This window comes from Phreatobacter sp. (assembly GCF_052440005.1).
Lineage (GTDB): Bacteria > Pseudomonadota > Alphaproteobacteria > Rhizobiales > Phreatobacteraceae > Phreatobacter.
This window is the reverse complement of the sequence record NZ_JBQVQL010000018.1, coordinates 38,720-55,977: the sequence shown is the minus strand read 5'-3', so window position 1 is coordinate 55,977 and position 17,258 is coordinate 38,720. Positions and strand designations below refer to the sequence as shown.

Here is a 17,258-nt window from a genome sequence, read left to right as displayed (position 1 = left end):
CGGGCTTCGGCGGCGAGGCGGCCCCCGCCCGCTCGCGCGAGGCCCTGATGAGCCGCGAGGCGGCGCTCCGCCGCGGCACCCTCGTTCACCGGATGCTGCAGTCGCTGCCCGACCTTCCCTACGACCGGCGGGCGGAGGCGGCCGGCCGCTTCCTCGCCGCGCAGAGCGACATCGAGGACGAGGCGGCCGCCAGGCTGGCGGAAGAGGCCATGCGGGTGATGACCGACCCCCGCGTCGCCGCCCTGTTCGGCCCGGACAGCCGGGCTGAGGTGCCGGTCGCCGGGCGGCTCGGCGGCAAGCCGATCTCCGGCCAGATCGATCGGCTCGTGGTGACCCCGGATCGGGTGATCATCGCCGACTTCAAGACCAACGATCCGGCGCCCCGGCGCATCGACGACGTACCGGAGGGCTATGTGGCGCAGCTCGCCATCTACCGTGCCCTGCTGGCGGCCATCGCGCCCGGAAGGCCGGTGGAGGCCTGGCTCGTCTGGACGGCGCTTCCCGACGTGATGGCTATCCCTTCGGAGCGTCTCGACGCGATGATCGCCCAGCTCGGCCTCGGCTGAGCGGGATCTGCGGTTCTCAAAGAGCGGCGAGCGGGGGCAGGTTGTCTTCCTTGCCGGTCAGGGCGGAGGCATGCAGGCCGCGGACGCGCTGCTCGAGGAAATGGGCGATAGCCTTGCGGTCGGCGCTCGGATCGAAGGGCACGGGGTTGCCGAAGATGAGGTCGACGTCCACCGCGCCGTCCTTCAGCAGCGCCCAGGCGTGCGGCACCAGCTCGATGTCGCCGACCCAGGAGACGCGGGGGCGGTGCTGGCGGCCCGCGGGAAGGCCGTTGATGCGGCGATAGGCGAGCGCGATCGGCTGGATCCAGACGATCTCGCCGGTGGCCCGTGCGAGGGTCTCGGCCGCGCCCACCAGGGCCGGCCGGAAGCGCAGGACCCGGTTGCCGTCGGACGAGGTGCCCTCGGCGAAAAGGACGACGGGCTCGCCCTCGCGCATCCGGGCGATCATCTCGTCCGCCGTGCGGGAGGTGGTGTGGCGCCGTTCGCGGTCGACGAAGATCGAGCGCTGCAGCCGGGCGAGATAGCCGAAGAGCGGCCATGTCGCGATCTCGGACTTGGCGACGAAGGAGACCGGCGCGAAGGCGCCGAGCACCATGATGTCCATCCACGAGACGTGGTTGGGCACGAAGAGGACCGGCCGGTGCGAGGTCGGCTCGCCCCTTACGGTGATCCGCGCGCCGAGCGCCCGCAGGACGATGCGGTGGAACAGGATCGGGATGGTGCGGCGGGCCGAGAGGCCGAGGCCATGGGCGATCATCTGCGCGGGGAGCAGGACCACCGCCGCCGCGATCAGGAAGACGAGCCAGACCAGCGCGCGAATCGTATCGAAGACGCTGGGGCCGCCACGGCCGAATTCGGTGCCCGGCCTGTCAGGATTCTTCATCGAGCGGCACGCAATAGAGTTCGAGGCGATGGTCGACCAGCCGGTAGCCGAGCTTGCGGGCGATCTCGGCCTGCAGGCGCTCGATCTCCTCGGACTGGAACTCCACCACGCGGCCGGACCTGAGGTCGATCAGGTGGTCGTGGTGGGCCTCGGGAATGGTCTCGTAGCGCGCGCGGCCATCGCCGAAGGCGTGGCGGGTGATGATGCCGGAATCCTCGAAGAGCTTCACCGTGCGGTAGACGGTGGAGAGCGAGATGTTCGAATCGACCGAGGCCGCGCGCCTGTGCAGTTCCTCGACGTCGGGATGGTCGGCCGCCGCCTCGATGACCCTGGCGATGACGCGGCGCTGATCGGTCATCCGCATGCCCTTGGCGATGCAGGCCTCCTCGATCGAACTGGTCCGGCTTTCCATCCGGTGCGCTACCACCACGGTCCTCCTCAGTGGGCGACGGACCGATCCTATAGCTTTGCGGGCCCGCCGCGTCACCCCCGGGCGACGGCGACGGGGCCGGGAGCGGGAGGCTGCTCTTCCTCCTCCTCGTCCTCCATCATGGCGATGGTCCGGCGCCGGTCGGCGATGGAGGCGTTCAGACGGTCGAGGGCGAGGGTGAGCGTGGCGAACTGGCTGGAATCGAAGTCCGGGCGCTTCGAGGCCTCGATGGATTCCACGAAGATGTCGTCGGCCCGGTGGGCAATGCCGTCGAGCACGTCGTTGTCGTCGGTGGCGCGGACCTGGCGGAGCATCATCAGAACCTCGGGCAGGTGCCCGGGGTCCTTGTCGCGGCGGCCCAACCCGAAATAACCGAGGACCGCGGCGAGAGCCGAGCCGCCGAGCGAGAGGCCGAAAATCGCCAGGTAGAGATAGTCGCTGTATTTCTCGACGAAGGTCTTCTGTTCGCCGGTGAGGTAGGCGAGCGCGCCGGGATGGACCTGCACGGAGGAGCCTTTTTCCGTGTCCGGGACTTCCAGGCGGTTGGCTGCCGGGTGCTGGGTGGCGAGCGCGGGACGCAGCGTGAACAGCTGCTGGGTGAACTCGGAAACCACCGTATCGTCGACGCCGCGGCGCGCCACGAGATAGTGGGCGACACCGAGCGTCGGGAAATTCTCGGCCGGCCGCGGCGGATTGGAGCCGAAGGAGCCGGCGACGATGTCGATGGATTCCAGATAAGGGACACGGTCGGCCACCGCCTCGGCCTCGCGCACGGGCACGAGCACCACCTTGCCGTCCGGCGTTTCGCGCACCAGGCCCGCGATGGCATCGGCCACCGGCTTGGACGAGGGTGGGCCGACCGTGACCAGCGCCTCGATCTGTTTCTTGCGGAAGATGTCCGCCGTCTCCCAGGGCAGCACCTCCACCATCCGAACGGTGGAGGGCTGGACGCCGTGCTCGCGCAGGATCGTCTGAATGAGGCGGATGTTGTAGCCGACGCCCCGGCCCATGACGCCGATGGTCTTGCCGCCGAGGTCCGTCCAGCGCTCGATGCCGGCCGTCGCGGGCGCGGACAGCACGACGGGATTGCGCTGCCAGACGGCGACGACCATAGCGATGGGCGGAAAGGCGATGTCGGCCCGCACGATGGCGAAATCGACGTCCTCGCGCTCGAGCCGCGCGGCGCTGTCCGAGGGCGAATCAGACGACACGAGCTTGAGGCGCACGCTGGACCGCTCGCGCTGGAGGGCGAGGCGGAAGGCGTCAATCAGGCGCGCCGCCTCCGACCCGGAGGGCCCGACCGCGATGGTGACCGTCGTCGGACGGTTGTACCAGAAGGTCGCCAGGGCGGCGCAGCCGACGAGCGCGCAGATGACGGAGAGGAGCGTGAGGCGGGTGCGGGACATGGAGGTTCAGGTTCCGCAGGGATCATGGCTCTTTTGCGGTGCGAAATCTACCGCTGCGGCCCGCTCCCGCGGCTCCCGCCCCGACCCTGGTCAACGGCGGCGGCGCGGGGGATCCTCGATCATGATCGAGGGCGTGCCGAGGGAGCCCGATCGCCGTGCCGCGCGGTTGATCCGCTCCCGCTCGGCCTCGGTGAGCGGACGCCCGGTGCGCCGACCCTGAACCTGGCCTCCGGGGCCGGTGCGTGCCTCGTCCGCCGCCCGTCCCTGGCGCCGGTCGGCATCGCGGATGCGCTGCTGGTCCCGCTGCTGGCGGCGAAGGGTGTCGAGGTTGCGGTCGGTCTCGCGCTGCTGGCCACGCTGGAAGCTGTCGAAGGACCGGCGATCGGTCTCCTGCTGGCGCAGGATCTCGAAATGCTGCCGGGTCGGTTCACCGAAGGACGGCGGGGCTATCCCGGGCGGGGGCGGCGGATAGCCCGCCTGGGCGGCGGACGGCTCCGGCCGCCCGGCGAGGGCGGCCGCGGCAAAGATGAGGGCCATGGCGGCCCGGCGCGTGAGCGGCATCGGCTGTTCCTGGGTCCTGACGGGATCAACGCGGCGGCGTCACCCCCGTTCCGACGAGGATGTCAGTCGATCGTGACCACGACGCGGCCACGGATGCGCCCTTCGAGAATGGCGGTTCCCGCCTCGATCACCCCTTCCAGCGGGATGGTGGAGGTGAGGCGCGCGAGGCTGTCGCGGTCGAGTTCGGAGGCAAGGCGCGACCATGCCTCGAGACGCAGCGTCTTCGGCGCCATCACCGAATCGACGCCGAGGAGCGACACGCCGCGCAGGATGAAGGGGGCGACCGTCGTCGGCAGATCCATGCCCTGGGCGAGGCCGCAGGCGGCCACCGCGCCGCCATAGCGCGTCATGGAGAGCACGTTTGCCAGGGTGTGGGAACCGACCGAATCGATGCCGCCGGCCCAGCGCTCCTTGCCGAGCGCCCGGCCCGGGGCCGAGAGTTCGGCGCGGTCGATGATCTCGGCGGCGCCGAGCGACTTCAGGTAGTCCGCTTCCTGCGGACGGCCGGTGGAAGCGACGACGTGATAGCCGCGGCGGGCGAGGAGGGCGGTCGCGACCGAGCCGACGCCGCCGGCGGCGCCGGTGACGACCAGCGGCCCGCGCTGGGGCGTGATGCCGTGGCGCTCCAACGCCATGACGCAGAGCATGGCGGTATAGCCGGCCGTGCCGACGGCCATGGCTTCGGCCGCGGTCAGGCCGTCGGGGAGCGGCACCAGCCAGTCGCCCTTGACGCGCGTCTTCTCGGCATAGGCGCCGAGATGGGTCTCGCCGGTCCCCCAGCCGTTGAGGATGACGGCATCGCCCGGCTTGAAGTCGGCATGGGTCGAACTCTCGACGATGCCGGCGAAGTCGATGCCGGGGATCATGGGGAAGCGGCGCACGACGGGCGCCTTGCCGGTGAGCGCCAGGCCGTCCTTGTAATTCAGGGTGGAGTGCGACACCCGCACCGTCACGTCGCCGTCCATCAGGTCGGCCTCGTCGAAGCGGGTCAATTCCGCCTGTGTGCCGGTTTCGGTCTTGGTGACCACGACCGCCCTGAATGTACCCATCGCATGTGCTCCTTTTCGCGGCGGCGACAGTCCACCTCCCGCGCGCCGAGGGCAAGCGCGCGCCGCTCCGTCGAAGGACCGATGGCGAGCGCATCCGGAAACGTCCGGAGGGCTGTCGCGGGGCATTGTCGGCTACCGTTCGTGGGGGAACGGAGCCATGTCCACCGACAGCACAGCGCCTCAGGGCGACGACCCTCGGGGCTTTGCCGAAGCGCCGCATTTCCACGGCCACCGGGAGAGGCTGCGCAGCCGGTTCCGCGAGGCGGGGGCCGATGCGCTCGCGGATTACGAACTCCTGGAGCTGATCCTCTTCCGGGCCATTCCGCGGCGCGACGTGAAGCCCCTCGCCAAAGCGCTGCTCAAGCGCTTCGGCTCCTTTGCCGACGTTCTCGCAGCTCCTGAGGCGCGGCTGGCGGAAGTGGATGGCGTCACCGCGACGGTGACGACGGAGCTCAGGCTCGTCCACGCGGCGGCCCTGCGCATGGGACGGGCCGAGATCGCCCGCCGGACGGTGCTGTCGTCATGGACGGCGCTGATAGACTATTGCCGCACCGCCATGGCCTTTTCCGAGCGGGAGCAGTTCCGTGTGCTCTATCTCGACCGCAAGAACGCGCTCATCGCCGACGAGGTGCAGGGAGAGGGCACCGTCGACCATACGCCGGTCTATCCGCGCGAGGTGGTGAAACGGGCGCTGGAGCTCTCCGCCACCGCGGTGATCCTGGTGCACAACCACCCCTCAGGCGATCCGACACCGTCGCGGCCGGACATCCTGATGACCCAGCAGATCGTCGACATCGCCCGCCCGCTCGGCATCACCGTGCACGATCACATCATCGTCGGGCGCGACGGCCACGCGAGCTTTCGGGCGCTGAAACTCATCGCCTGATGCAGGTCGCGCCTTGATATCGCCCCGGCCCGCCGCCAGAGGAGCGGCATGACCTCTCTCGCTCGCCTGTCGGCCGCCGTGGCCGCCTTCGTTCTTCTCGCTCTTGCCGGCGGAGCCCTCGCGCAGCCCGCTCCGACGCGCAGCTGGGCAGAGGAAAAGTGCAACCGCTACCGCCAGGCCTACGAGGACGCGCTGAAACGGCAGGGGCGCGACGGCCTGTCGGCGGACTTCCTCGCCGCCCACGACCGGTTCATTTCCGGCGGCTGCAGGGGCCCGGAGCGGGTGTGCCCGCGCTCGCCGCGCGAGATCGATCTCGCCAATGTGATGACCGTCCGGGCAATGAATGCCGGAATGGCCAGCACCTTCCTCCCCTGGGCCTGCCCCTGAGGCACCGGCGCCCTTCCCCTCGGCCTCGTTCTTGTTTAGTTCTGACGCCATGTCCGCGCGAAACGATGCCGACGTGAGCGGCGCGCTGCTTCTGCCCGAGCGGTTCGGCGCCTGGTTCGCGGGACGCGGCTGGGCACCGCGCGCCCACCAGCTCGACCTCCTACGGCTGGCGCGGGAGGGGCGCTCGGCGCTGCTCGTCGCACCGACCGGTGCCGGCAAGACCCTCGCCGGGTTCCTGCCGTCGCTCGTCGATCTCGCTGAGAAGCCGGCCCGCAGGGCCGCGGCCGCGCCGGCTGCACCGGTTGGACGCGCCCCGCCGCAGCGGCGGAGCGGCCTTCACACGCTTTACATCTCGCCGCTCAAGGCGCTGGCGGTGGATGTCGCCCGCAATCTTTATGCCCCGGCCGAGGAGATGGGCCTTGCCATCCGCATCGAGACGCGCACCGGCGACACGCCCGCCTCCAAGCGGCAGCGCCAGCGCTCCGACCCGCCGGAGATCCTGCTGACGACGCCGGAGCAGCTCGCGCTGCTGCTCGCCTCGGCCGACGCGCCCTATCTGTTCGGCTCGCTGAAGCGGGTGGTGCTGGACGAACTGCACGCCCTCGTCACCTCGAAGCGCGGCGACCTCCTCTCCCTCGGCCTCGCCCGCCTCTTCAGCCTGGCGCCGGACCTGCAGACCGTCGGCCTGTCGGCGACGGTCAAGGACCCGGCCGATCTCGCACGGTTCCTGACGCCGCAGCGCGCGGGAACGCCGGAGGCCGCCGTGGTCATGGCGGCGGCGGGCGCCGCGCCGGCGGTGTCCATCCTGGAAACGGCGGAGCGCCTGCCCTGGTCGGGCCATTCGGCGCGCCACGCGGCCGGCGAACTCTACGCCGCCATCAAGGCGCACAGGACGACGCTGGTCTTCGTCAACACCCGCAGCCAGGCGGAAATGCTGTTCCAGCTCCTGTGGACGATCAACGAGGAGAACCTGCCCATCGCGCTCCATCACGGCTCGCTCGACGTGGCGCAGCGACGTCGGGTCGAGGACGCCATGGCGGCGGGCAAGCTGAAGGCGGTGGTCTGCACCTCCTCGCTCGACCTCGGCATCGACTGGGGCGACGTCGATCTCGTGCTCAACATCGGCGCGCCGAAGGGTTCCAGCCGGCTGATGCAGCGGATCGGCCGCGCCAACCATCGGCTGGACGAGCCCTCGCGCGCCGTCCTCGTGCCAGCCAACCGCTTCGAGGTGATGGAATGCCGCGCCGCCCTGGAGGCGATCGACCGGGGGGCGCAGGACACCGAGCCGCTGCGCGCCGGCGCGCTCGACGTGCTCTGCCAGCACGTGCTCGGCATGGCCTGTGCCGGGCCCATGGACGAGACAGCCCTTTACGAGGAAGTGCGGTCGGCGGCGCCCTATGCGGGGCTGGACCCGGCGACCTTCCAGGACGTCATCGCCTTCGTCGCCACGGGGGGTTATGCGCTGAAGTCCTACGAGCGCTTCGCCAAGATCCGCCGGGACAAGAAGGGCCTGTGGCGGGTCGCGCACCCGTCCGTCGCCCAGCGCTACCGCATGAATGTCGGCACCATCGTCGAATCCCCCATGCTCAAGGTGCGGCTGGTGCGCAGCGCCCGCGGGCCTGCCGGCGGGCCCTCAGGTCCGCTGATGCGCGGCGGGCGGGTGCTGGGCGAGGTGGAGGAGTATTTCGTCGAGGGTCTCGTGCCGGGCGACACCTTCGTCTTCTCCGGCGAGGTTCTGCGCTACGAGGCGCTGGTGGAGAACGAGGTCTATGTGGCGCGGTCGGCGTCGCGTGAGCCCAAGGTGCCCGCCTATGCCGGCGGCAAGTTCCCGCTCTCCACCTTCCTGGCCGACGGCGTCAGGCGAATGCTCTCCGAACCGGCCGAATGGCGGAAGCTCCCGGCCCAGGTCGCCGAATGGCTCGAACTTCAGCGCGCCGTGTCGCTGATCCCGGGGCGGGACCAGCTGCTGGTCGAGACCTTTCCCCGCGGTGACCGCTACCATCTCGTCGCCTATCCCTTCGAGGGGCGCCTCGCCCACCAGACGCTCGGAATGCTGCTGACGCGCCGGCTGGAGCGGCGGGGGCTGAGGCCCATGGGCTTCGTCGCCAACGACTATTCCCTCTCGGTCTGGGGCCTGTCCGACCTGGGCGCCGCGATCCGGCGGGGCGACCTGTCGGTGTCCGCCCTCTTCGACGAGGACATGCTTGGCGACGACCTCGAAGCCTGGCTCGACGAGAGCCAGATGATGAAGCGCACCTTCCGCACCTGCGCCGTCATCGCCGGGCTGATCGAGCGGCGCCATCCGGGCAAGGAAAAGACCGGGCGGCAGGTCACCATCTCCACCGACCTCATCTACGACGTGCTGCGCCGGCACGAGCCCGGCCACCTGCTGCTCCGGGCGGCGCGGGCGGATGCGGCGACCGGTCTCCTCGACATCGCGCGGCTCGGTCAGATGCTGTCACGCATCCGCGGGCGAATCGTGCACAGTGACCTCGAACGCGTCTCGCCGCTCGCGGTGCCCGTCATGCTGGAGATCGGCCGCGAGCCGGTCTATGGCGAGGCGGGCGAGGCGCTGCTGGCCGAGGCGGAGGCGTCGCTCCTCGCCGATGCCGGCCTGACCATGAACGACTGACGGACTTCGATTCGGACCTGGAATGACCGCGCCCACCGAGACCGTGATCAGCCTTTCCGGCCGCCCTTTCGTCGCCGACGCCTCAGGGGCGCTTTGGTGCGCGGCGGCGCGGCTTCTCGTCGTCTCCGACCTGCATCTGGAAAAAGGATCGTCACTGGCCGCGCGACGCCTGCACCTGCCGCCCTACGACACGGCCCAGACGCTGGCGCGTCTCGCCGCCGTCGTCGCCCGCTACCGCCCGCGGGCGGTGATTTCGCTCGGTGACAGCTTCCACGACAGCGCGGGGCCGGCGCGGATGGCCGCCTGCGACGTCGCGACGCTCAAGAGCCTTCAGGCCGGACGCGACTGGATCTGGATCGCGGGCAACCACGATCCGGTGCTGGAGGGGGCGGTCAGCGGGGATTGTGTGGCCGAGATCGTCGAGGGTGCCATTCGATTCGCCCACGAACCGACCGCCGTTCCCGCGGCGGGAGAGATCGCCGGGCACCTGCACCCCTGCGTGACCGTGGTCGCGCGCGGCGGCAGCGTGCGCCGCAAGGCTTTCGTTTCATGTGAAACGCGGATCGTCATGCCGGCCTTCGGCGCGTTCACCGGCGGGCTCGACATCCGCGCGCCGGCGATCCGTTCGCTGTTTCCGGAGAGGATGACGGTGTTCGCCCTCGGCGAGCAACGCGCCTACAGGGTCGCGGCCTGAATTCCGGCGCGCTGGTACACCCAGACGCGGGCCGGCGGGATGTTGCGCCAGATCCGCTCGGAGGGGTGCGCCGTGAAGCTGGCGCCCTTGATGGGGATGGGCGAGGTCACGGAATAGGTAAACTGCACGAAGGGCGCGCCCGGTTTCATCAGCGCCAGCGCCTCGTTGAGGAGCTTGAGCCGGATCGGTTCGGGGCGCGTCATCAGCGGCAGGCCGGAGACGAGGGCGTCGGCGGGTTCGGCGAGCCGGCCGGAGAGGGTGCGGCTCAGGGTATAGGCGTCGCCGTGGACGACGGTGGCGGCGGGAAACCGCTCGCGCAGCAGCCGGCAGAACTCGATGGAATATTCGACGAGAACCAGGCGCCCCGGATCGACGCCGTGGGCGACGAGCGCGGCGGTGATGGCCCCCGTGCCCGGGCCGAGTTCGATGACCGGACCGGTTCCCGCGGCGTCCACGTAGCTCGCCATGCGGCGGGCGAGGATCGGTCCGGATGGCGCGACGGCGCCCATGCGGAGCGGGTTCTTCAGCCAGTTCTTGAGGAATCGCGCGTCGTCATCCCTCCGCTTCTCGGGTCGGCGGAGGACGGCTGCACGGCTCATGGGTGTCTGGTCGACCATCATCGGTCCGATGAAGAGGAGCTCCCCACGAGCCCTGTCACGAGGGGGTCATTGGTATCGGTATGTCACCGGGGGGTCAAGGCGGCGCCACCCTCGGGGGGACGCGGCAGTTGGTCATACCATATGGCCTTGTCGCCCATCTCCAGGATGAAGGCGGCGTGGGCGCGGATCTCCTCCTCGGTCAGGCGGGGGGCAAGCGGCACGGGGCGCTGCAGCTGAATGGCCTGGCCGCGGGCGGCGCGCCGCGTGGCGCTGGCCGCCTCCGCGAGGCCGAACGAGGCCTGCCGGCCGCCGATCAGCTCGATGTAGACGTCGGCGAGAAGTTCCGCGTCGAGGAGCGCGCCGTGGCGCGTGCGGCGCGAATTGTCGATGCCGAAGCGGGAACAGAGGGCGTCGAGGCTCGCCGGCGAGCCCGGAAAGCGGCGCCGCGCCATGGCGAGGGTGTCGACCACCCTGTCCATGGGAAAGGGCGGCCGCCCCGTGCGCTTCAATTCCGCATTGATGAAGCCCATGTCGAAGGAGGCGTTGTGGATGACCAACGTCGCATCCTCGACGAAGGACCAGAAGTCCGCGACCAGATCCGCGAAGCGCGGCTTGTCGGCAAGAAACTCGGCCGAGAGGCCGTGGACGCGGAAGGCCTCCTCCGGCATGTCGCGCTCGGGATTGATATATACGTGGTAGGTCCGCCCCGTGGGGAAGTGGTTGATCAGCTCGATTCCGCCGATCTCGACCAGCCGGTCACCGCGCAGCGGATCGAGGCCGGTCGTTTCGGTGTCGAGGATGATCTCCCGCATCAGTGGCTCCTGCGGCTGCCGGCGAGGGCCCGGACGAGGTCGGCGACCTGACGCTGCGCCGCCTCCAGACCATAACCCGATTCGATGACGAAATGAGCCCGCATCCGCTTCTCTTCGTCGGGCATCTGGCGGGCGAGGATGGCCGCGTATTTCTCCTCGGTCATACCGGGGCGTGCCAGGACGCGGGCGCGCTGGACGGCGGCCGGGGCCGAGATGACGGCGACGGCATCGACGCGGCGCTCGGCGCCGGTCTCCAGAAGCAGCGGGATGTCCAGCACGGCGAGGGCATGTCCTGCAGCCCGCATGCGGTCGCGGAACGCGCGCTCGGCTGTGCCGACGAGGGGGTGGACGATGGCCTCGAGCCGCTTCATGGCGACGCCATCCTTGAGGACGATGGCGCCGAGCCGCGTACGGTCGACGACCCCGTCGACCACGACGCCCGGAAAGGCTTCGCCGATGGGGCCCACGGCGGCACCCGCATAGAGACGGTGAACGGAGGCGTCTGCATCGTGCACGGGAATGCCCGCGGCGCGGAAAAAGCCCGAGGTGGTCGACTTGCCCATGCCGATCGATCCGGTAAGCCCGAGCAGGAACATGGTCAGTGCCCGCGGATGTCGGCGGCGAGGTGGGCGTGCAGGTCCGGCGTCACCTCGGGCGTCACGCCGAACCAGCGGACGAAGCCGGGCACCGCCTGGTGGAGCAGCATGCCGAGGCCCTCGACGGTGCGGTGGCCGCGCGCCGCGGCGCGGACCAGCAGGTCGGTCTCGAGCGGCACATAGACGATGTCCGAGACGATGGCGGAGGTCTTCAGCGCGTCGAGCGGCAGGTCGAGCGGGGGCTGGCCCACCATGCCGAGGGAGGTGGTGTTGACGAGAAGATCGGCCGCGTCGAGCTCCCGCGGCAGCGCGTCCCAGGACAGGGGGCGGATCGCTTGCGGATGGCCGGCGGCGATGGCCTCGGCCTTGGCGAGGGATCGATTCGCCACCGTGACGACCGGCACGCCACGGGAGAGGAGGCCGTGAACGATGCCCCGGGCGGCACCGCCGGCGCCCAGAACGAGAGCGTGGCCCACCTCACCCTCCCAGCCGGGGGCCTGCTGGTCGAGGTTCTTCAGGAAGCCGATGACGTCGGAGTTCATGCCGACGAGACGGCCGCCGTCGAGCCACACGGTGTTCACAGCGCCCACCGCCACGGCACCCGGATCGACCTCGTCCATGGCGGCAAAGGCCGCTTCCTTGTGGGGAATGGTGACGTTGCAGCCGGCGAGGCCGCGATCGCCGAGGCTGCGCAGGAAGGCCTCGACGCCGCCGGGTTCCACCGCCTCGCGGCCATAGGCGCCGTCGATCCCGTAGCGCTTCAGCCAGAAGCCGTGGATGAGCGGCGAACGGACATGGGTGACCGGCCACCCGATGCAGCAGGCGCGGATCATGGGACGGCGAGCCCCTGGGTGCGCAGGGCCGACAGGAGCGGCAGCAGCGGCATGCCGAGGATGGTGAAGTAGTCGCCCTCGATGCGATCGAAGAGCTGGATGCCCTCGGCCTCGAGCTGGTAGCAGCCGACGGAGGAGAGCAGTCGCTCGCCGGCGCCGGCGAGATAGGCGTCGAGGAAGGCGTCGGAGAAGGGCCGCATGGTCATGGCGGCGGACGCGACCGCGGAGAAAACGATCTCGCCGCCACGGGCGAGGGCAACGCCGGAATGGAGATGATGGGTCTGGCCGCGCAGGGCGAGGAGATTGTCGCGGGCGGCGGCCATGGAGCCGGGCTTCGAGAAGCGGCGCGGCCCCAGCGCCAGCGTCTGGTCGGCACCGATGACCATGGCGGCGGGATGGGCCCGGCTGACGGCGAGGGCCTTGGCCTCACCGAGGGCGAGGGCGATGGCGGCGGGATCGCGACCCTCGCGGGCAAGCGACTCGTCCAGCGCCCGCTCATCGATATCGGCCGGGACCAGGTCCACGGTGAGCCCGGCCTGACGCAACATGGCGGCGCGCGCCGCCGATTTCGAAGCGAGGATGAGGCGCGTCATGCCCGCGCCTTGTCGTCGAGGGCCCGGCGGTGGTCCTTGAGCAGCGAGATGATCCCGGCGGCCGTCTCCTCGATGGAGCGGCGGGTAACGTCGATGATGGGCCAGTTGTTGGTGCCGAAGAGCCGGCGGGACTGGGCGATCTCCTCGGCGACCGCTACCCGGTCGACATAGCTCGAATGGTCCTGTGGGGCGTTGAGCGTGAGGATGCGGTTCTCGCGGATCTGCACGATGCGCTCGGGGCTGGCGAAGAGGCCGACGATCAGCGGCTTCTTCAGCGACCAGATGGCATCGGGCAGCGGAATTCCCGGCACGAGCGGGATATTGGCAGCCTTGACGCCGCGGTTGGCGAGATAGATCGAGGTCGGCGTCTTGGAGGTGCGCGACACGCCGACGAGGAGGACGTCGGCCTCCTCCCAGTTCTCCGGCAACTGGCCGTCGTCGTGCATCATCGTGTAGTTGAGCGCGTCGATGCGCCGGAAATATTCGGCGTTGAGGACGTGCTGCGCGCCGACGCGCGGCGTCGAGGCGGCGCCGAGATAGTTCTGGAACATGGAGAGGATGGGCGCCAGGACCGAGAGGCAGGGACAGCCGAACTCCTTGCACTTGGCGTTGAGCCGGTCGGTCAGCTCCTGGTCGACGAGCGTGTAGAGGACGATGCCGGGGCTCGATTCGATCTCGCTCAGCACCCGGTCGAGCTGTTTCTGGGAACGCACCAGGGGGTATACGTGTTCTATCGCGGACACGGTGGAATATTGCACCGCCGCGGCGCGGCCGACCGTCATCAGGGTCTCGCCGGTGGCGTCGGACACGAGATGGAGATGGAAGTAGCTCTCGCGACGATGCGGCATCAGCGCTCTGTATGAAGTCGGCCGGGGCTGTGGACGAGCAGGGAAAAGGCCATGGAAGCGGTCGGTCCGCAAGGGGCCTCGCTGTCCCCGTCCCGGATCCGTCCCCAGGGATGACGTGGGGGACGGACCTGGAGAGGGTGCGGGGATAAGTCCCGCATCGCCGAACTTCCCCTTCAGCGCGACGCTAATTCGCGCCTCACCTCAAGGACTTGAGGCCACCCCCATGTCAGGCGCGGGACATCGGCGGACGCACGGCGGCGGTGGACAACTTGTGAAGGAAACTGTCTTCTCCTAATCCAGTGTCAAGGAATCAAAGAAGACTCTCTTTCATCAAGTATGAAGGGGAAGAGGGGACCCAGGGAGCGACCGTGCACAAGCCTCTTCTCGCCGTCCTGAAAGGCGGCCATGCGGCCTCCCCGCCCATCTGGATGATGCGCCAGGCCGGACGCTATCTCCCCGAGTATCGCGCCGTGCGGGAGCAGGCCGGATCGTTCCTCGATCTCTGCTTCAATCCGGAACTTGCTGCCGAGGTGACGCTCCAGCCGCTGCGCCGCTTCGGCTTCGACGGCGCCATCCTGTTCTCCGACATCCTCGTCGTCCCCCACGCCCTGGGTCAGACGGTCGCCTTCGAGGCGGGCGAGGGTCCCCGTCTCGATCCGCTCGGCGATGCCGGGGGCCTGTCGCGCCTGTCGGGGGCGCTCGACGAGGCCATCGTGGGCAAGGTCTACGAGGCGGTCGCGCGGATCAAAGAGCAGTTGCCCGAGACCACGACGCTCATCGGTTTCTGCGGCGCACCGTGGACGGTCGCGACCTACATGGTCGCGGGGCGGGGCGGTGACGACCAGGTGGCGGCGCGTCTTTTCGCCTATCGCGATCCGGAAGGGTTCTCGCGGCTGATCGATCTCATCGTCGAGGCGTCGATCGCCTATCTTCTCGGCCAGATCCGGGCCGGTGTGGAGGCGGTGCAGATCTTCGATACCTGGGCGGGTGTCCTGCCCGACGCCCAGTTCAGGGCCTGGTCGGTCGAGCCGATCGGGCGCATCGTCGCCGGGGTCAAGGCGGTTGCGCCGGACATTCCCGTGATCGTCTTTCCGAAGGGCGCCGGCACGCGCCTGGCGGCGACGGTCGCCGGGACCGGCGCCGACGCGGTGGGCCTGGACTGGACGGCGGATGCCGCCTTCGTCACACGTGAAATCCAGCCGCAGGTGGCGGTGCAGGGCAATGTCGACCCCATTGCCCTCCTCGCCGGCGGCAAGGCGCTCGACGCAGCGGTCGACGCGACGCTCGAGGCCTATGGACGGGGCCGCCTGGTGTTCAATCTCGGCCATGGCATCCTGCCGCCGACGCCGATCGCCCATGTCGAGCAGATGGTGGCCCGGGTCAGGGCCTGGAGGGCGGCGCGGTGACGACAGTCGGTTCCGGCGGTTCCGCCGCCATGTCACCGCGACAGAGGATGATCCGTGCCGCCATCGCCCTCGTCGCCACCGTCGTCGGCGTCCTGGTCCTCGGCGCGGTAGCCCCGGCGAGCGCCGTCGCCTGGATCAAGGTGCTGCACGTTCTGGCGGTGATCTCCTGGATGGCCGGCATGCTCTACCTGCCGCGGCTCTTCGTCTATCACAGCCAGGCGACGCCGGGCTCCGAGACCTCGCAGACGTTCAAGGTGATGGAGCGCAAGCTCCTGGAATACATCATCAATCCCGCCATGATCGTGACCTGGGTGGCAGGCCTCTGGCTCGCCTGGCAGGTATTCGGCTTCCGGGGCGGCTGGCTCCACGGCAAGATCGCGCTGGTGATCCTACTCTCCGGCGCCCATGGCTTCTTCGCCGGCGCTGTGCGCCGGTTCGAGGAGGATCGCAACACCCGCAGCCACGGGTTCTGGCGGATGATGAACGAGGTCCCCACCGTCCTCATGGTGCTCATCGTCATCCTGGTGATCGTCAAGCCGTTCTGAAACGGTCTCGTGGACAGGCGGACTCGGCGGCGGCACTTGCAATCGCCGGGTACAGGGCTTATTGCGGAATTCCCTCCTCACGCAGACAGGGTCTTGCGCGGCGGCTCTTCCGAAGAGCACGGCCCGCACCCGGGCGGCACCCGCGTTTTCAGGTTCCAGCCCCGATCTGCATCCAGTCGCCTTCCCCGATCCGGCCCGGACCCCGTCCCGAGTTCCGCGCCACCGGCCGTTCCCAGCCATTTGTGGTTCCGATGCAGCAGATCAAACTCCAGGACATCAAGTCGAAGTCCCCGACGGAGCTTCTCGCCTTCGCCGAGGAGCTTCAGGTCGAGAACGCCTCGACGCTGCGCAAGCAGGAGCTGATGTTCGCCTGCCTGAAGCAGCTGGCCTCGCAGGAGACCGACATCATCGGTGAGGGTGTGGTCGAGGTGCTCCAGGACGGCTTCGGCTACCTGCGCTCGCCGGACGCCAATTACCTTGCCGGTCCCGACGACATCTACGTCTCACCCTCGCAAATCCGCCGATTCGGCCTGCGCACCGGCGACACGGTGGAGGGGCAGATTCGCTCCCCGAAGGAGGGCGAGCGGTATTTCGCCCTGCTGAAGGTCAACCGGATCAATTTCGAGGAGCCGGAAAAGGCCCGGCACAAGGTCAACTTCGACAATCTGACGCCGCTCTATCCGAACCAGCGGCTGAAGATGGAGGCCGAGGATCCGACCAAGAAGGACTATTCGGCGCGCATCATGGACGTGGTGGTGCCGCTCGGCAAAGGCCAGCGCGCCCTCATCGTGGCGCCGCCGCGGACCGGCAAGACCGTGCTCCTGCAGAACATCGCCCAGTCGATCACGCGCAACCATCCGGAGTGCTACCTCATCGTGCTGCTCATCGACGAGCGGCCGGAAGAGGTCACCGACATGCAGCGCTCGGTGAACGGCGAGGTCATTTCCTCCACCTTCGACGAGCCCGCGACGCGCCACGTGCAGGTGGCCGAGATGGTCATCGAGAAGGCCAAGCGCCTGGTGGAGCACGGCCGTGACGTCGTCATCCTGCTCGATTCGATCACCCGCCTGGGACGCGCCTACAACACAGTGGTGCCGTCCTCGGGCAAGGTGCTGACCGGCGGCGTCGACGCCAACGCCCTCCAGCGCCCCAAGCGCTTCTTCGGCGCGGCCCGCAACATCGAGGAGGGCGGTTCGCTCACCATCATCGCCACCGCGCTGATCGACACGGGCAGCCGCATGGACGAGGTGATCTTCGAAGAGTTCAAGGGCACCGGCAACTCCGAGATCATCCTGGACCGCAAGGTGGCCGACAAGCGGACCTTCCCGGCCATCGACATCACCCGCTCCGGCACCCGCAAGGAAGAGCTGCTGGTGCCGCAGGACATCCTCAAGAAGATGTACGTGCTGCGCCGCATCCTCAATCCGATGGGGACGGTCGATGCGATCGAGTTCCTGCTCGACAAGCTGCGGCAGACCAAGGTCAACAGCGACTTCTTCGACTCGATGAACACCTGATCCGATTCAGGAGCG

General features: G+C 69.2%; 19 protein-coding genes. 8 read left to right on the top strand and 11 right to left on the bottom strand.

The window, feature by feature from the left end:
- The coding region (locus ACT6XY_RS06930; RefSeq protein ID WP_444747602.1) for a PD-(D/E)XK nuclease family protein at positions 1–566 on the top strand (566 nt) is incomplete at its 5' end.
- 16 nt (positions 567–582) lie between these two features.
- Here the strand turns inward: ACT6XY_RS06930 and ACT6XY_RS06925 are convergent.
- The 5 genes from ACT6XY_RS06925 to acuI form a co-directional block, all read right to left on the bottom strand.
- Positions 583–1,449: a lysophospholipid acyltransferase family protein gene (locus tag ACT6XY_RS06925; RefSeq protein ID WP_444747601.1), complete on the bottom strand. Its 867-nt coding sequence runs from the start codon at positions 1,447–1,449 to the stop codon at positions 583–585.
- Complete coding sequence (locus tag ACT6XY_RS06920; RefSeq protein ID WP_444747604.1) at positions 1,436–1,861, bottom strand: Fur family transcriptional regulator; 426 nt, start codon at positions 1,859–1,861, stop codon at positions 1,436–1,438. The genes ACT6XY_RS06925 and ACT6XY_RS06920 overlap by 14 nt, the downstream gene beginning before the upstream one ends.
- Before the next feature lie 71 nt (positions 1,862–1,932).
- Entirely contained in the window at positions 1,933–3,285 is a 1,353-nt protein-coding gene (locus ACT6XY_RS06915) for a TAXI family TRAP transporter solute-binding subunit (RefSeq protein WP_444747600.1), read from the bottom strand.
- Positions 3,286–3,375: 90 nt separating this feature from the next.
- The gene (locus ACT6XY_RS06910) at positions 3,376–3,846 is read right to left on the bottom strand and encodes a hypothetical protein (RefSeq protein WP_444747599.1); all 471 of its coding nucleotides are present in this window, start codon (positions 3,844–3,846) and stop codon (positions 3,376–3,378) included.
- A gap of 62 nt (positions 3,847–3,908) precedes the next feature.
- Complete coding sequence (gene acuI / locus ACT6XY_RS06905; RefSeq protein WP_444747598.1) at positions 3,909–4,895, bottom strand: acrylyl-CoA reductase (NADPH); 987 nt, start codon at positions 4,893–4,895, stop codon at positions 3,909–3,911.
- A gap of 157 nt (positions 4,896–5,052) precedes the next feature.
- Here acuI and radC point away from each other — a divergent pair, with 157 nt between their 5' ends.
- From radC to pdeM, 4 genes are read left to right on the top strand one after another with little or no spacing between them, the layout of a single operon-like run.
- The gene (gene radC / locus ACT6XY_RS06900; RefSeq protein WP_444747597.1) at positions 5,053–5,781 is read left to right on the top strand and encodes a RadC family protein; all 729 of its coding nucleotides are present in this window, start codon (positions 5,053–5,055) and stop codon (positions 5,779–5,781) included.
- Between the two features lie 48 nt (positions 5,782–5,829).
- On the top strand, positions 5,830–6,168 hold the full coding sequence (locus ACT6XY_RS06895) for a hypothetical protein (protein WP_444747596.1): 339 nt from the start codon (positions 5,830–5,832) through the stop codon (positions 6,166–6,168).
- A gap of 49 nt (positions 6,169–6,217) precedes the next feature.
- Positions 6,218–8,800, top strand: a complete 2,583-nt coding sequence (locus ACT6XY_RS06890) for a ligase-associated DNA damage response DEXH box helicase (protein WP_444747595.1) — start codon at positions 6,218–6,220, stop codon at positions 8,798–8,800.
- Between the two features lie 22 nt (positions 8,801–8,822).
- On the top strand, positions 8,823–9,494 hold the full coding sequence (gene pdeM, locus ACT6XY_RS06885) for a ligase-associated DNA damage response endonuclease PdeM (protein WP_444747594.1): 672 nt from the start codon (positions 8,823–8,825) through the stop codon (positions 9,492–9,494).
- Here the strand turns inward: pdeM and ACT6XY_RS06880 are convergent.
- The 6 genes from ACT6XY_RS06880 to ACT6XY_RS06855 all read right to left on the bottom strand — a co-directional run bounded on the left by ACT6XY_RS06880 (position 9,476) and on the right by ACT6XY_RS06855 (position 13,775).
- Positions 9,476–10,093: a class I SAM-dependent methyltransferase gene (locus ACT6XY_RS06880; protein ID WP_444747593.1), complete on the bottom strand. Its 618-nt coding sequence runs from the start codon at positions 10,091–10,093 to the stop codon at positions 9,476–9,478. The two genes, pdeM and ACT6XY_RS06880, sit on opposite strands and share 19 nt — an antisense overlap.
- 83 nt (positions 10,094–10,176) lie before the next feature.
- Entirely contained in the window at positions 10,177–10,905 is a 729-nt protein-coding gene (dnaQ, locus tag ACT6XY_RS06875; protein ID WP_444747592.1) for a DNA polymerase III subunit epsilon, read from the bottom strand.
- Positions 10,905–11,501, bottom strand: a complete 597-nt coding sequence (gene coaE, locus ACT6XY_RS06870) for a dephospho-CoA kinase (protein ID WP_444747591.1) — start codon at positions 11,499–11,501, stop codon at positions 10,905–10,907. The genes dnaQ and coaE overlap by 1 nt, the downstream gene beginning before the upstream one ends.
- Positions 11,502–11,503: 2 nt before the next feature.
- Entirely contained in the window at positions 11,504–12,334 is an 831-nt protein-coding gene (locus ACT6XY_RS06865) for a shikimate dehydrogenase (protein WP_444747590.1), read from the bottom strand.
- The gene (locus ACT6XY_RS06860; protein WP_444747589.1) at positions 12,331–12,927 is read right to left on the bottom strand and encodes a Maf family protein; all 597 of its coding nucleotides are present in this window, start codon (positions 12,925–12,927) and stop codon (positions 12,331–12,333) included. The genes ACT6XY_RS06865 and ACT6XY_RS06860 overlap by 4 nt, the downstream gene beginning before the upstream one ends.
- Positions 12,924–13,775, bottom strand: coding sequence for a pyruvate, water dikinase regulatory protein (locus ACT6XY_RS06855; protein ID WP_444747588.1), 852 nt, complete (start codon positions 13,773–13,775; stop codon positions 12,924–12,926). The genes ACT6XY_RS06860 and ACT6XY_RS06855 overlap by 4 nt, the downstream gene beginning before the upstream one ends.
- A 368-nt stretch (positions 13,776–14,143) precedes the next feature.
- On the opposite strand from ACT6XY_RS06855, the gene hemE reads away from it, so the two are divergent.
- The 3 genes from hemE to rho all read left to right on the top strand — a co-directional run bounded on the left by hemE (position 14,144) and on the right by rho (position 17,243).
- On the top strand, positions 14,144–15,181 hold the full coding sequence (gene hemE, locus ACT6XY_RS06850) for a uroporphyrinogen decarboxylase (RefSeq protein WP_444747587.1): 1,038 nt from the start codon (positions 14,144–14,146) through the stop codon (positions 15,179–15,181).
- A gap of 29 nt (positions 15,182–15,210) precedes the next feature.
- Positions 15,211–15,726, top strand: coding sequence for a protoporphyrinogen oxidase HemJ (gene hemJ / locus ACT6XY_RS06845; RefSeq protein ID WP_444747603.1), 516 nt, complete (start codon positions 15,211–15,213; stop codon positions 15,724–15,726).
- A gap of 251 nt (positions 15,727–15,977) precedes the next feature.
- The gene (gene rho, locus ACT6XY_RS06840; protein ID WP_106751115.1) at positions 15,978–17,243 is read left to right on the top strand and encodes a transcription termination factor Rho; all 1,266 of its coding nucleotides are present in this window, start codon (positions 15,978–15,980) and stop codon (positions 17,241–17,243) included.
- Positions 17,244–17,258 lie beyond the last annotated feature (15 nt).

Coding starts and splice junctions, on each gene's coding strand:
- ACT6XY_RS06920 (WP_444747604.1), bottom strand. CDS start 1,861: ATGGAAAGCCGGACCAGTTCGATCGAGGAGGCCTGCATCGCCAAGGGC.
- ACT6XY_RS06910 (WP_444747599.1), bottom strand. CDS start 3,846: ATGCCGCTCACGCGCCGGGCCGCCATGGCCCTCATCTTTGCCGCGGCC.
- dnaQ (WP_444747592.1), bottom strand. CDS start 10,905: ATGCGGGAGATCATCCTCGACACCGAAACGACCGGCCTCGATCCGCTG.
- ACT6XY_RS06865 (WP_444747590.1), bottom strand. CDS start 12,334: ATGATCCGCGCCTGCTGCATCGGGTGGCCGGTCACCCATGTCCGTTCG.
- pdeM (WP_444747594.1), top strand. CDS start 8,823: ATGACCGCGCCCACCGAGACCGTGATCAGCCTTTCCGGCCGCCCTTTC.
- acuI (WP_444747598.1), bottom strand. CDS start 4,895: ATGGGTACATTCAGGGCGGTCGTGGTCACCAAGACCGAAACCGGCACA.
- ACT6XY_RS06855 (WP_444747588.1), bottom strand. CDS start 13,775: ATGCCGCATCGTCGCGAGAGCTACTTCCATCTCCATCTCGTGTCCGAC.
- hemJ (WP_444747603.1), top strand. CDS start 15,211: ATGTCACCGCGACAGAGGATGATCCGTGCCGCCATCGCCCTCGTCGCC.
- ACT6XY_RS06880 (WP_444747593.1), bottom strand. CDS start 10,093: ATGAGCCGTGCAGCCGTCCTCCGCCGACCCGAGAAGCGGAGGGATGAC.
- rho (WP_106751115.1), top strand. CDS start 15,978: ATGCAGCAGATCAAACTCCAGGACATCAAGTCGAAGTCCCCGACGGAG.
- coaE (WP_444747591.1), bottom strand. CDS start 11,501: ATGTTCCTGCTCGGGCTTACCGGATCGATCGGCATGGGCAAGTCGACC.
- ACT6XY_RS06890 (WP_444747595.1), top strand. CDS start 6,218: ATGTCCGCGCGAAACGATGCCGACGTGAGCGGCGCGCTGCTTCTGCCC.
- ACT6XY_RS06860 (WP_444747589.1), bottom strand. CDS start 12,927: ATGACGCGCCTCATCCTCGCTTCGAAATCGGCGGCGCGCGCCGCCATG.
- radC (WP_444747597.1), top strand. CDS start 5,053: ATGTCCACCGACAGCACAGCGCCTCAGGGCGACGACCCTCGGGGCTTT.
- ACT6XY_RS06925 (WP_444747601.1), bottom strand. CDS start 1,449: ATGAAGAATCCTGACAGGCCGGGCACCGAATTCGGCCGTGGCGGCCCC.
- ACT6XY_RS06915 (WP_444747600.1), bottom strand. CDS start 3,285: ATGTCCCGCACCCGCCTCACGCTCCTCTCCGTCATCTGCGCGCTCGTC.
- ACT6XY_RS06895 (WP_444747596.1), top strand. CDS start 5,830: ATGACCTCTCTCGCTCGCCTGTCGGCCGCCGTGGCCGCCTTCGTTCTT.